Here is a 13,911-nt window from a genome sequence, read left to right on the forward strand (position 1 = left end):
TCGTCCTTTTTTGTTTCATTTTATTTTAAATTTATCTCTTTTTTCCCTTTAATCACATTTTTAATCGGATAATTTTTCTCCTCAAATTATTTTAGTAATATTTCAGGGCGAAAATAAGTCTTTCTGCATTATGCTGTCACCCATTTTGGCAAGCCGCATGTTCACATCTCACCCAAAAGCAAAGAGAACCAGCAACCCAGGCGCACTCAGCCGCCTTTGCTGCAAAGTCCGCGCCGTGCGCAAAAAATCAGCGGGCCGGGGTTATCAAAACCCCGGCCCGCTTTGCGTCCCGTCTTATAAAATCCCGCTTATCCATTGAGAAATACGGTGTCTTCCAGTTCCAATATTGGAAGATTTCCGTCGTCCGCTACCAGGCCATCGGTATCCCTTATAACAGAAACCTCCTTGCCCAGAGAAACCTTTCGATGATCTGCCGTCAGCAATTCCTGCCCCAGCAGTTTCTTCAGGCGGTAACTGGCATTTCGCAGATTTTGGCGCGTGCTTTCTTCCCCGATATTTCCCCCAAAAATATCGACCAATTCATCTCTGTTTTCCTTTTTCCTATGCCGCACAGCCTTAGTTAGACCGCGCATCCGGCAGATACCGGGCCAAGTCTACCGTTGACAGATCCGGTGCCAGCGCCAGAAAATCTACTCCCATATATAACCCAAGCATATGGACCAGCGTCTCCATGTAAGGGGTATCAATGCCAAATCTTCTGGCTAAAATGAGATACGGAGCCAGCCCATAGGGCAAATCCTCGCTCAGATACCGGTGGTTGAGGGTTTTGGGCCCCTTTGTCACCTGGTAGGCCGGCGTCTTGTGCAGCACATCCAGCAAGGTGGGCTGTTTCTCCGGCCAAAAGGCGTTGAGCATTTCCAGTTCTGTCCTGGGTGGGACACCGCAGGCCTTGACCACCGCCACCCGCTCTGCGTCCATGTGCTCCACAAACCGGGCGACCTTTTCCGTCACTCCCGTTCCAAACAGCAAATAATCCTCTCCATTTTCCAGGCGGGTAGCATTGAATAATACCAGCGGAGCGTGTATCATAGGGTTGGAATTATTAAGGGATGTATCCAGCACGCTGTCCCCAGGGACAAATTGCGGAAACACCTCCTTTAATCTGTCGCACACCGCGGCGGTCTGTTGGGGGTGGACACAGGACAGGGTCATCGTCTGCTTGACCGTCTTCAAATATACTTCTTCCGGCGCAGGGGAACTGCACAAAATCAGCTGTCCCCCGGTCTCGGCCAATATACACCCCTTCCGGTCGGCCTCCTCCCCCAGAACCTGGTCAAACTCAACCGCTCCCCAGCAGCCGTTTGTTACAAGCACCAATTGTCCCGGCGCCAGCGCGCCCTTCAGCGCCACCGCCAAAGGCCTGTGCCCTTCCGCCACCGTGCAGACCAAAATCACATCACTGTCTTTTGCACAGTCCAAACAATTGGTCAGGACAGGAGAGAATTCCCCCGATACGACCCCGCTGGCTTTTAAGTTCTGCGTACGCAGGGAGGATAGTCGATCCAAGCTTCGATCATACAGCGTGACTTCCTGTCCCTTAGAAAGCAGGTATGCACTGTACGCCTTCCCTGTGTTGCCGGCACCCAGAATCAAAAATTTCACAGAAATCTTCCTCCCTTTCTTTTCACTGTGGAAGCGCACACCTATGCATATGGATATGCCGCCATTCCAGAAAGAACATCGGGCGTCCTTTTGCCCTGATTATCTGTTATTAAACCAGATTGGCCTTTATTTGACAAGAAAAAAACCCGATATCACACGGATTAATCTAAAATTTTAATACAACCCACAACCAATCGATTGTGGTACACGGTATTCTTTTGTTGGACGCTACCCCCACTTTATACTATAATAACCCTATTATCAGAGGAATCATTTAAATTGTGAAAGTGAAACACGGAAAAAGGGGAAGAACGCAGCAGACCAGCCGGTCTGCAACGGAACAAGGAGGAATAACTATGAAAAAGGCACTTTCTCTTGCGTTGAGCTTCGCACTGCTCGCCGGACTGCTTAGCGGCTGCGGCAACTCCAGCAGCAGCAGCGGTTCAGAAAGCTCTTCCGGCTCAGAAACGGTTCAGACAAAAACCGTAACCTGGGCCAACAACAGTGACATCACCAGCCTTGACCCCAGAAACGGAAACTCCACCATCACCGCCAGCATTTTGGCCTCTCTTTACAGCACGCTGGTCAAGACCGACCCCAGTGGTAAAATCGTCTGCGACGCGGCGGCCAGCTACGAGCAGGTGGATGACACCACCTGGCACTTCACACTGAGAGACGATGTCTATTTTACCGACGGAACCCAGATGACCGCAGAGGATGTGGCCTACACCATCAACAGCCTGCGGGATACGGAAAAGCACTACGCTCTTTCCGGTGACTTCTCCTTCATGCAGGTGGAGAAGATCGGTGACTTTGAATTCAACATCATTACGGATTACCCCTTCCCCTCTCTGCCTCTGCGTCTGAACTACATTAAAATCATCCCCAGCGCTTATGTTCAGGAGGTAGGCGACGAGGCCTTCGCTGCCGCTCCCATCGGCTCGGGTCCCTTTAAGTTCGTCTCCTGGTCCAAGGATCAGAAGGTCGTCATGGAAAAGAACCCCGACTACTACGGCGATGTGCCCCAGATCGATCAGCTGATCTATGAGGTCATCCCCGAGGCTGCGGACCGTGTGGCCGCTCTCCAGGCCGGCGAGGTCGATATCATCTGTAACATCCCCACCACTCAGGCAGAATACCTGAAGGGACTGGAGGGCTACACCGTGGTGGGACAGCCTTCCACCCGTGTGGTCTGGCTGCAGTTCAATCTGGTCGGAGAAGAAACTCCCTTGGACGATGTGCGGGTCCGTCAGGCCATCAACTACGCAGTGGACCGGGATGCTCTGATTCAGGGTGTTCTGGACGGCTACGCTGTTAAGGTCGCTTCCATTTCCACCCCCGAGTACGAGGGCTATGATCCCGACGTGAAGGGCTATGAATATGATGTAGAGAAGGCAAAGAGCCTGCTTGCTGAGGCCGGCTATGCCGACGGCTTTGAGATCGAATGTTCCGTGACCTCCGGCCTGCTCAACAGCACCGACGTGGTACAGGCCATTGCCGCTCAGCTGGAGCAGGTTGGCATCCGCGTGAACATCAAGCAGGAAGACTCCGCCACCCAGCGTGAGGAGATCGGTTCCGGTACGGTTGCTCCCATGTTCCTGCAGGGACTGGGCGGTCCTTACTGTGACATCAACCTGATTGCCAGCATCGGCTTCACCGAGGGTGCCCGCTACTGCACCTGGTCCGACCAGGAATTCATGGACCTGGCCAGTCAGGCCGCCTCTGAGATGGATGCAGAGAAGCGGAGCGAACTGTTCAGCCAGATGCAGCAGTACATGGTGGACGAGGTTCCCGCCCTGTGGCTGTATCAGCAGGACACTCTGTATGCTTACAACTCTGACAAAGTTCAGAATTGGACTGCCCGAACCGACGAGGTTGTACTGATGGACGGCGTAAGTGTTAAGTAATCGGTAACCGTTCCAATTAAACATCCGCTTCGGTGCGGTTTCGATCAACGCAAAGAACACAGCGGCGCACCCGGCGTTCAGCATGGGTGCGCCGTTTTATTTCTCCCATCCGGGCACATTCTAGAAAATCCGTCTTTTGCGGTGAGGAAAGGTTGATAACATGGGCAAATACTTATTAAAGCGGCTGGGCCAATCGGTGATTGCCATCTTTGGTATCACAGTGGTCGTTTTTGTAATCCTGCATTTGACGGGTAATCCGGTGGAGCTGATGGTTTCTCCCACCACCCCGAAGGAGCAGATGGAGATCCTCAGTGAGCAGATGGGCTTTAACGATCCCTTGCCGGAACAGTACATTCGCTTCCTGAAGGGTGTTTTGACGGGGGACTTCGGCACCTCCTACTACTATAATGAGCCTGCCCTTTCCGTGGTGTTGGAGCGGGCTCCGGCTACGCTTTCCCTCGCTTGTGCCGCCCTGCTGATCTGTGTGCTGCTCGGCGTTCCGGCGGGAATTCTCTCCGCCGTCAAGCGAAACAAGCTCTCCGATGCCATTATTCGGGTGCTGGCCCTTTTGGGACAGTGTATGCCCGCATTCTGGCTGGGTATTATGCTGATCATCCTCTTTGCCGTCAAGCTCCATTGGCTGCCCACGGGCGGCGCTGACGAGGGTCTGCGCTCCATTATCCTGCCCGCCTTTACATTGGGTTTGTTTTCGGCCGCGACCATCTGCCGCCTGCTTCGCAGCAACATGATCGAGGTATTGGGCAAGGAGTACATTGACGTATGCCGGGCCAAGGGACTGCCCGCCCGCAAAATTATCACCAAGCACGCCCTTAAAAACGCCATGAGCTCCATCATCACCATGCTTGGCATGCAGTTTGCCAGCCTGATCGGCGGCTCTGTCATTACAGAAACCGTGTTTGGATGGCCCGGCGTAGGAAGATTGGTGGTACAAAGCATCACCAGCAGCGACTTTGCTGTGGTGGAATGTATTGTGTTCCTGATGGCTGTGGTATTTGTCGTGATCAATTTCGTGGTGGATGTGCTCTATTGCGTCATCAATCCGCGGGTTCGGCTGCAATAAGGGGGTGCATATCACATGAAAAAAGGATTTTTGAATACCTGGGACAGCCTTCGGCGGAGCAAAACCGGCATGATCGGGCTGATTCTGGTCTTGGTTGTGATTCTGTGCGCCCTGTTTGCCCCTGTTTTGGCCCCCTATGACCCGCTGGCTCAGGATCTGATGAACAAACTGAAAGATCCCATTTGGGCCGCCCGCTCCTCCGCCGGCCACATTCTGGGCACCGACCAGCTGGGCCGCGACATTTTGTCCCGCCTGCTTTACGGCTCCCGTGTAACGTTGATCGTAGCCCTGGCTGGTACCATTGTGGGCGGAATCGTAGGCGTGGTCATGGGTTGTCTGGCCGGCTACTACGGAAAATGGGTGGATGCCATTATCATGCGTCTGGTGGATATCCAGCTCTGTTTCCCCTTCACCCTTCTGGCTTTGTTTATCGCCGCGGTTCTGGGCTCCAGCCTGGGAAACGTCATTTTGATCGCCGGAATCACCAGCTGGGTACGGTATGCCCGCTTGGTGAGAGGTGAGATCCTCAGCATCAAAGAAATGGAGTATGTTGAGGCCATTCGGGCCACCGGCGGCAGCGATGCGCGGATTATTTTCTATCATATTCTGCCCAATATTATTAGTCCCGTGATTGTCATCGCCACACTGGAAATGGCTAAGATCGTGCTGATGGAAGCCTCCTTGAGCTTCCTGGGTTATGGTGTTCCCATCAACATCCCCACATGGGGCCGTATGCTCAGCGAAGCCCGCGATAACATTCTCACAAATCCCTGGCAGTGCATCTTCCCCGGTCTTTGCATCACCTTGACCGTGCTGGGAGTCAACCTGCTGGGCGACTGGCTTCGTGATTATCTGGATCCGAAGCTGGATGTGTAAGGAAGGAGTATCCATATGAACCAACAACCGCTTCTGTGTGTGGACGATCTGAGCGTTCACTTCAAGACACAATATGGTTCTGCCGCGGCGGTCAATCACATCAGCTTCTCCATGCAAAAAGGAGAAAAGCTGGGGCTTGTAGGGGAATCTGGATCGGGCAAAAGTGTGACCTCCAAAAGCATTATCCGCCTGCTGGCCTCTCCCCCGGCCTATGTGACGGGCAGCATTCGCCTCAACGGCGAGGAGCTGCTGACCATGTCCGAACGGCAGATGTGCCGGATCCGGGGCAATAAAATTTCCATGATCTTTCAAGAGCCCATGGTCAGTCTGGACCCCCTCTTCCCCATCGGGGATCAGTTGGGCGAAGTGGTCCGCCTGCACAAGAATGTCTCTGCCGAGGAGGCAGCCAAGCTGTCGGTGGACATGCTGCGCACCGTGGGTATCCCCAGTCCGGAGACCCGCCTGAAGCAATACCCCTTTGAGCTCTCCGGCGGTATGCGCCAGCGTGTCATGATCGCAATGGCCCTGCTGTGTGACCCGGAGCTGCTCATTGCTGATGAGCCCACTACCGCCCTGGACGTTACCATTCAGGCCCAGATCCTGGACCTGCTTCGCTCCATCAACGAAACCATGGGCACATCCATTATTCTCATCACCCACGATTTGGGCGTCGTGGCCTCCATGGTGGATACTGTGGCCGTTATGTACTGCGGCCATATTGTGGAAAAAGCGGACGTGCAGACCATTTTCCGCAGCCCGCTGCACCCCTATACCGCAGGGCTTCTGCGCTCCATCCCACGTCCCGGCGAAGCGCGTGAGGAACTGCAGACCATCGAGGGGACAGTCCCCAGCATCTACCATATGCCAGAGGGCTGCGCCTTCCATAACCGCTGTCCCGACTGCCGGGAGATCTGCTGCAAGAAGCTGCCTCCCACGAGCCAGCACGGGGACGGCCACATGGTCCAGTGCTGGAAGTACTTCCCTGAGTGGGAACAGTCGGAAGCGACCGCGGGGGGAGAGAAAGGGGGAACGCCCTGTGTCTGAGTCAAATGTGCTTTTGAAGGTTGAAAATGTAAAAAAATGGTTTCCCGTGCGCCGGGGGATCTTTTCCAAGGTCACGGAGTACGTGAAAGCGGTGGACGGAGTCAGCCTGGAGGTCCATGCCGGACATACCCTGGGAATCGTCGGCGAATCCGGCTGCGGCAAGTCCACGCTGGCACGCGTCATCATGGGGCTGATCCCTCCCACAGAAGGTGTGGTCTATTTTGAAGGCCAGGACATGACCCATGCGGACCGGGCCACCATCCACCGGATGCGCCGGGACATTCAAATTATTTTCCAGGACCCCTATGCCTCCCTTAACCCCAGACAGCGGGTATCCAGCATCCTTACGGAACCCTATAAGATTCATCACCTGGGCACACAGCAGCAGGCGATGGACCGGGCGCGGGAGCTTCTGGACCTGGTGGGCCTGCCCCAGGACAGCATGCGCAAGTTCCCCCACGAGTTTTCCGGTGGACAGCGGCAGCGGCTGTGCATTGCCCGTGCGCTTGCGGTCAATCCCAAGCTCATCGTCTGTGATGAATGCGTCTCCGCACTGGATGTATCCATTCAGGCGCAAATCATCAACCTGCTGACCCGGCTGCAGAAACAGCTGGGCATCGCGCTGATCTTTGTTTCCCACGATCTGCGGGTGGTGGAGCACATCTCCTCCCATGTGGCCGTGATGTATTTAGGCCGGATGGTGGAGTACGCAGAAAAGTCTCAGCTTTTCGCGGCCCCCGCCCACCCCTACACAAAGGCATTGCTGTCAGCCGTTCCCCAGGCAGACCCCACTATAAAGAAGGAACGGATCATTCTTCAGGGCGATCTGCCCAGTCCCATCCACGTTCCCTCCGGCTGCCCCTTCCATCCCCGCTGCTTCTCTGCCCGCCCTGAGTGCTCCCAGCAAGTCCCGGAAACCCAGGAGCTTTGCGGCGGCCACCTGTGCAGCTGCCTTTATCCGGAGCATTGAGCTCTCTGTCTTAACATCAAGGAGGTAATTTTGTGAATTCTCAGTATGCGCCATCCTACTGTCAGGCGGTAGGAACACCCTATGAACAGGGTGTGCAGCAGGGGCAGTCCCTTCGGGATGCCATCCGCCGCAACTTGACATCCGTCCATCACAAGCTGGAGCAGGAAAAAGTGGATATGCAGGTGTATCAGGAGTTTGTGGGACGAAATCTCCGCTTTTTCAAAGAGCAGCGGCCTGAAATGTACGAAGAGCTCCAGGGCATTGCCAAGGGCAGCGAGCTCCCCCTGGAGGATATCCTCCTGCTTAACATCCCCGCCTACTTCCTCTGCGAGTCCTTCCGCCACATCACCCAGGAGTGCAGTATGCTCTGCGTCCGGGGAAAAGCCACCGCAGATGGAAACACCTACATTATCAAGAACCGGGATATGGGCATGCCTCTGGAACAGGCGCTGGTACATCACAGCTTCCCCGACGGCCTGGAAATTCTGGAGGTGGGCGGCGCCGGCATTCTCACTTACCCCGCCGTGGGCATCAACAGCTATGGTCTGGCTGTGACTACCACCGGATTCTGGACCGAAAAGGACCCCACTCGGATCGACCGGGTGGAGGAGGCTGATATTTTCCTCAACGTGCGCGTTTTGCTGACTTCCTGCAAAACAGCGGCGGAAGCTGTGGAATTCTGCCGCACCGCCCCGCGTATGAACGGACTCAATGTCATCGCGGCCGATCCAAAGGAGGCCTATGTCATTGAGATGACAGCGGACGAAATTTACGTGGAAAAGGACGAGGGCACCGGAGTGTTGTACCGGACCAACCACGTCGTCAGCGACCAGCTCAGCCACTTTAATCCCCCCGAGGAGCAGTACCCCTCCACCCACAAGCGGTATGACCGCATCGGCGAAATGGTGGCCGAGCGCTACGGTTCTCTGCGTTTTCAGGATCTGTACCGGATCATGTCCGATCACACCTATGAACCAAACTGCATCTGCCGCCATCCTCACGAGGGAGTTCCCGCTACAACGGTGTCCAGCACACTGTGCGTAGTAGAGGATTTCGAGCTGTGGACCACGCTTTGCAATCCCTGCCTGGCCCTCCCGCACACCCAGATCGAACACCCCCACAAGGGCTGACCAACGGCAAACCATTCTGCCGTCATTGCCGGATCACAGGGCAACGGCGGCTCGGTTTGCTTGCCCCGCGCCACAACTAAATGGTTGTCGTATTTCCAAAAAATCTGTTTGCTATGCTGTGGCGCTTTGCCTATAATATGGGCAGAAATAACAAGCGGTGATTCCATTTTTCCAATTGAATCTCCCGCAGAATGATAATTTGGAGGTCTTTGCATGAATGTTCTGGAAGAAAAACGTTCCAGTCCACAGTTACGAGACTACGTAAAGAAGCGCATTGAAGGGATGCAGGCGATCATGGCGCGCAAAGGGGTGGATGTCACCATCCTGATGCGTCCGGAAAATGTGTTTTACTTCAGCAATTTCAATCCCATTCTGATCAGCCATGTGCCCTATTTCATCCTGACCCAGGACGATGCGTTCCTTTTGGTCCACTGCATCCGGCACGATCACGCCGTGAATGAGGGAGCGGTGGACAAGGTCCTTTGCTACGGCAAATGGGGCGCGACCAAAGCCGTCGCCATGGATGCCATGGATGCCATGCGGGAACTTTTAGGCGATAAGCCTCTGACCGTGGGCGTTGAGGGCGACTATGCCAGCATGAATGTTCTGAACCGGCTGAAGGACAAGCTGAATGTCCGCGCCTATGTGGACATTGCTCAGGATGCGGTGGACCTTCGCCTCATTAAAGATCCCCACGAGATCCAGATGTGCCGGATTTCCGGCGAGCTGGTCGACCTGGGTGTGACCCGTGCCATCGAGGCTTTGGAAGCGGGCGCCAGCGAGGCCCAGGCAGCCACCCAGGGTCAGTACGCCATGCGCCAGCTGTGGCACGAGAAATACCAGCAGTATGAAGTCTCCGGATTTTCCAATTCCGAAACGGCCGACATTGATACCCTGGTGGTTTGGTGCATGTCCAACGAGCGCCTCAATTACGGCTGTGACTGTCCCACAGGCTATGTGCCCATGCCCGGAGACTTGACCATGCCCATGAGCTGGGCCCGTGTGGCTGGCTACAATGTAGAAAACGAGCGCACCGTCATGGTGGGCCGTGTGAATGACGAACGGCTTCGTGCTTACAATGCCATGCTCAAGGCCAGAGACCAGATTTTCAAGCTCCTGCGGCCCGGCACCATCTTTGAGGACCTGTACTTTGCCGCTATGAAAGAATATGAGGACGCAGGCTTTGGCGCTATCCTGCCCGGACGCTGCGGTCACGGAATGGGCCTGTCCACCCACGAATTCCCCTCTGTCACCAAGGGCAACAAAGCTCCCCTGGCGCCGGGGATGGTCTTCACCGTGGAACCCGGTCTGATGAGCGCTGAGCTGGGCGCGGTACGCAACAGCGATACGGTCTTGATTACCGAGGATGGCTTTGAGTTTTTGACCAAATCCCGCAGAGACACGATCATCATTAAAGGTTAACGATAAGGTTGGGCCCGTCTTCCTCAGAAGGCGGGCCCAACCAAAGATGTGATTTCCATTATGTGAGGGGTGCAAACTGCAATGACCAAAAAAGAACGTATCCAAGCTGCCATCCGCGGGGAGAAGCCGGATAAGATTCCTTATTCCTTCTGGAGCCATATGCCCGGCACGGATCTGGACCCGGAAGCAATCGCGGAAAAGACCTATGAATTTTACAAAAAGTATGATTTTGACTTTGTCAAAACCATGAATAACGGCATGTATGCCATTGAAGACTTCGGCTGCACCGTGGACTACTCGGAGATCGTCAAGGGCGGCGTGGCCAAAGTCGTCCATTCTCCCATTTCCTGTGCGGAAGACTGGCGCAGCCTGACTGTCTGCCCCTGTGACCAGGGCAGCAACGCACGGGAGCTGCGTCATTTGAAGTTGGTTCTGGACAAGCTGAAGGGCGAAGAGGTCCCCGTCATCTTCACCGCCTTCACTCCCATCACCATTGCCGATAAGCTGTGCGGCGGCAAGCTGGTTTCCTACCTTGAGCAGGGCCATGGTGCGGACGTAAAGGCCGCCCTGGACGTGATCACCGCTACCACCTGCCAGCTGGTTTCCGCCGCCATCGACCTGGGGGCAGACGGGATCTTTTTCGCCTCCCAAATGAGCTCCTATGATAAATGCAGCGAGGAGCAGTATCTGGAATATGGCAAGCCCTATGACCTCCAGGTGCTGGAGGCCGCTCAAAAGGGCTGGATGAATACCATCCACTGCCACGGCAATAATATCATGTTCCACATTTTGAAAGATTATCCCGTCCAGATATTCAACTGGCACGCCTGGGAGACCCTTCCCACCCTGGACGAAGCCTATGACCTCACTGGAAAATGTCTGATGGGCGGCCTGAGCCGCACCGACATTACCAATCGGAACCGGGGCGCCATCCAGCATCAGATCTACGAATGCTTCCAGATGATGGGCGGCCGTCACATGATTTTGACGCCCGGATGTGTGATCCGCTATCCCTTGGACGACCAGATGCTGGCCTTTATCGGTCAAACCAGAAACGAAGTGGAGGCCGCTTTTTCCTGCAAGTGAGGCTTGAGAGAAGGTTGTCCGTACATTCTCTGGGCCAACTGAATAAATTCCCGTCCTGCCCTGCTAATGCTTTTGTCCTTCAGGCGGCATACGGAAATCATGGGTTTATTGGGCAGCCCTTTCAATAAGAAAAAGGATAACTGCTCGATCTGTTTTTCACTGAACAGAGAAAAAAGCCGGCGTCCCATCTGCTCCTGCAACGGTGCGATAAAGGTACTGGGCAGCACGCACGCTCCAAGTCCCTCCAGGCACAGCGACAACTCTGTGATCAAATTCTGGGTGACCACAACCACGTTGGGTTCGATCTCCTCTGCCGCACACAGCTCCTGAAAGGTCTGTCCATTTTTAGTATCCGGACTCTGGGCCACAAAGGGAAGCCGGGCAAATTCCCGCAAGAAATGGGCCTCATGGGCGGCACAGTCCTGCTCGTATTGGGGATACGTCTGATGGAGCAGCTGGTTTGGCACGACAAGGACAAAGCTTTCCTCATACAGCGGCGTTACAATCAGACCCCTGGTGTTGGACGGTTGATAGCAGATACAGAGATCTGCCGTCCCATCATACAGCGCATCCGTGATGTTTCCGCTGCTGGTCCCTTCCACCAAAGTCAGCTTGATCTGGGAGAACATTCGGTGAAAATCGGACAGAAGCGGCGGCAGCATGATGGTACCGCGCGTCACCGGAATGCCGATGGTCAGCTCTCCCTGGTGGAAGTCTTTGATGTCCTGCACTTCCCGTGCGTAGTCATCCACACTAGACAAAATCTTTTGCGCGTGGGTCTGGAGGGCTCGTCCTGCCTCCGTCAGGGTCAGCGGGTTGCCCCGGTCAAAAAGCTTAATGCCGAAGTATTGCTCCAGCTTGGCAATGTGGTTGCTCAAAGCCTGTTGGGTGATATAAAGGCGCTTGGCTGCACGGGTAAAATTCAGTTCCTCCGCTGCCACCGCAAAGCATTTGAGGCTGGTAATGCTGAACATAGCAGGTCCTCCCAACAAAAAGGTTGTTTCTAACGTCAATTTTATATTTTTTAATTGTAAACTGCAAGAGATTTTTACCGTACGAGTAGGAGGATAGATCATCCCATGGAAGAAACGTTATATCGCAATCATCTGGCAATTTTGAAGGAAGAACTATTGGTGGCTCTCGGCTGCACCGAGCCCATCGCCATTGCATACGCGGGGGCAAAGGCCCGGCAGCTGTTGGGAGCAATGCCGGAGCAATGCCAGGTTTATTGCAGCGGAAACATCATTAAAAATGTCAAAGGTGTCATCGTGCCCAATTCCGGCGGCATGCGCGGAATGGACGTAGCGGCTACCCTGGGCATTGTGGGCGGAGATCCGGAACAAGAGCTGGCGGTGTTAGAGAGCGTCACCCAGCAGGACATTGAGCATGCGCAAGCCCTTTTGAAGGAGAATTTTTGTCAATGCCACCTAGTGGAGGAGGTGGATAACCTCTATGTCCTGGTGGAGGTGACCGGCGGCGGCCACTGTGCAAAGGTCGAAATTCAGGAGCACCACAACCATATCACCTACATGGAAAAAGATGGCGAAGTGGTATTGGACCACCGGCCCACGCCCCAAACGGCCCCCAAAAACACAGGTGCAGACCGGATGCTGCTGAATCTGCAAAATATTTTGGAATTTGCGGAGGAAGTCCAGTTAAGCGATGTGCAAGAGCTCCTTCAGCGCCAAATCGACTACAACTGCGCCATCTCTACGGAAGGCTTGAAGGGCAACTATGGTGTGGAAACCGGACGAATTTTAATGTCCAATTCCATCAACGCCATGGGGCTTAACCGGGTTCGGCTTCAGGCCCGTGCGGCGGCTGCGGCCGGCAGCGATGCGCGCATGAGCGGCTGCTCCCTGCCTGTTGTCATCAACAGCGGCAGCGGCAACCAGGGGATCACCGTTACTATGCCCATCGTTATGTATGCCAGGCATTGGGAGGCGGACCAAGCCCTGCTCTATCGGGCCCTGGTCATCGGCAATCTGGTCAGCGTCCACCAGAAAAAATATATCGGCAGCCTGAGCGCCTATTGCGGCGCTACCAGCGCCGCTACCGGCGCGGCCTGCGGCATTGGTTATATGCTCCTGAAACAGCAGGGTGACAGCACAGAGCGGATCTACAAAGTTCTGGGTGACACCATCACCAACAGCATCGAGACGCTGGGCGGCATGGTGTGCGACGGTGCCAAGGCCAGCTGTGCCGCTAAAATCGGCATCGCAGTGGAAAACGCGCTCATGGCGCTGGAGCTGAGCCTGGCCGGCAACGTATTCCAGCCCGGCGAGGGTATGACCATGGAAAACCCGGAAGACACCATCGCCGCAGTGGGCCGTATGGGCCGTGTAGGTATGAAAAGCACCGATATTGAGATTCTCAATATCATGCTGGGCAAATAATCTCCCCTTATCCTGTTCTTCCCGTATCCCTTCTCCCCTCTGAAGGGCAGCTGGAAAACCGGCTTTCGCTATACGGGATTCCCTTTTCTATTACTCGATCGGTTTAAAAATACCTACCGCACGGTTTGCCAAAGCAGGGTGCGGTAGGTATTTTTTGATAAAGAGAAGGAATCCGGTCTTTGTAGACAAGCACGTTTTTTCTGCTCTTCCGGGGACTTGATACATTTCAGCCGCGGCGCTTCTATGGCCCATTTTGTGGCTGATACAGATCGTCCTCCAGCTTCGCAGCACGCTTTCTCCGCACCAATGGCCCAACAATATTCCCGCTAGGGGTTGAAAAAGCCAGAATGCTATTCTAAAATATAGGAAAAACAAC

Annotated in this window: 12 protein-coding genes; 9 read left to right on the forward strand and 3 right to left on the reverse strand. The window is 54.7% G+C overall.

Annotated elements, in window-relative coordinates; genetic code table 11:
- Positions 1-308: 308 nt before the first annotated feature.
- Entirely contained in the window at positions 309-539 is a 231-nt protein-coding gene (locus ACTQ3R_RS10255) for a hypothetical protein (protein ID WP_441779153.1), read from the reverse strand.
- Positions 540-576: 37 nt separating this feature from the next.
- Complete coding sequence (locus tag ACTQ3R_RS10260; RefSeq protein WP_441779154.1) at positions 577-1,623, reverse strand: NAD/NADP octopine/nopaline dehydrogenase family protein; 1,047 nt, start codon at positions 1,621-1,623, stop codon at positions 577-579.
- A gap of 356 nt (positions 1,624-1,979) precedes the next feature.
- Here ACTQ3R_RS10260 and ACTQ3R_RS10265 point away from each other — a divergent pair, with 356 nt between their 5' ends.
- The 8 genes from ACTQ3R_RS10265 to ACTQ3R_RS10300 all read left to right on the forward strand — a co-directional run bounded on the left by ACTQ3R_RS10265 (position 1,980) and on the right by ACTQ3R_RS10300 (position 11,139).
- The gene (locus ACTQ3R_RS10265; protein ID WP_441779155.1) at positions 1,980-3,530 is read left to right on the forward strand and encodes an ABC transporter substrate-binding protein; all 1,551 of its coding nucleotides are present in this window, start codon (positions 1,980-1,982) and stop codon (positions 3,528-3,530) included.
- A gap of 160 nt (positions 3,531-3,690) precedes the next feature.
- Positions 3,691-4,611 carry an ABC transporter permease gene (locus ACTQ3R_RS10270; RefSeq protein WP_441779156.1) on the forward strand — a complete coding sequence of 307 codons (921 nt, stop codon included), beginning with the start codon at positions 3,691-3,693 and terminating at the stop codon, positions 4,609-4,611.
- Between the two features lie 15 nt (positions 4,612-4,626).
- Complete coding sequence (locus tag ACTQ3R_RS10275) at positions 4,627-5,487, forward strand: ABC transporter permease (protein WP_441779157.1); 861 nt, start codon at positions 4,627-4,629, stop codon at positions 5,485-5,487.
- Between the two features lie 15 nt (positions 5,488-5,502).
- The gene (locus tag ACTQ3R_RS10280; protein WP_441779158.1) at positions 5,503-6,531 is read left to right on the forward strand and encodes an ABC transporter ATP-binding protein; all 1,029 of its coding nucleotides are present in this window, start codon (positions 5,503-5,505) and stop codon (positions 6,529-6,531) included.
- Positions 6,524-7,501 carry an ABC transporter ATP-binding protein gene (locus tag ACTQ3R_RS10285; RefSeq protein WP_441779159.1) on the forward strand — a complete coding sequence of 326 codons (978 nt, stop codon included), beginning with the start codon at positions 6,524-6,526 and terminating at the stop codon, positions 7,499-7,501. The genes ACTQ3R_RS10280 and ACTQ3R_RS10285 overlap by 8 nt, the downstream gene beginning before the upstream one ends.
- A 32-nt stretch (positions 7,502-7,533) precedes the next feature.
- Complete coding sequence (locus tag ACTQ3R_RS10290; protein ID WP_441779160.1) at positions 7,534-8,631, forward strand: C45 family autoproteolytic acyltransferase/hydolase; 1,098 nt, start codon at positions 7,534-7,536, stop codon at positions 8,629-8,631.
- Positions 8,632-8,844: 213 nt separating this feature from the next.
- Positions 8,845-10,053, forward strand: coding sequence for a M24 family metallopeptidase (locus ACTQ3R_RS10295; RefSeq protein ID WP_441779161.1), 1,209 nt, complete (start codon positions 8,845-8,847; stop codon positions 10,051-10,053).
- Between the two features lie 81 nt (positions 10,054-10,134).
- A complete protein-coding gene (locus ACTQ3R_RS10300) occupies positions 10,135-11,139 on the forward strand; it encodes a uroporphyrinogen decarboxylase family protein (RefSeq protein ID WP_441779162.1) in 1,005 nt (334 codons plus the stop codon).
- Here ACTQ3R_RS10300 and ACTQ3R_RS10305 read toward each other — a convergent pair.
- Entirely contained in the window at positions 11,097-12,113 is a 1,017-nt protein-coding gene (locus tag ACTQ3R_RS10305) for a LysR family transcriptional regulator (protein ID WP_441779163.1), read from the reverse strand. The two genes, ACTQ3R_RS10300 and ACTQ3R_RS10305, sit on opposite strands and share 43 nt — an antisense overlap.
- Before the next feature lie 105 nt (positions 12,114-12,218).
- Between ACTQ3R_RS10305 and ACTQ3R_RS10310 the strand changes: the two genes are divergently transcribed.
- Positions 12,219-13,535 carry an L-cysteine desulfidase family protein gene (locus ACTQ3R_RS10310; protein WP_441779164.1) on the forward strand — a complete coding sequence of 439 codons (1,317 nt, stop codon included), beginning with the start codon at positions 12,219-12,221 and terminating at the stop codon, positions 13,533-13,535.
- Positions 13,536-13,911: the final 376 nt, after the last annotated feature.

Origin of the sequence: Lawsonibacter sp. LCP25S3_E2 (assembly GCF_052117285.1) — a bacterium.
Classification (GTDB): domain Bacteria; phylum Bacillota; class Clostridia; order Oscillospirales; family Oscillospiraceae; genus Lawsonibacter.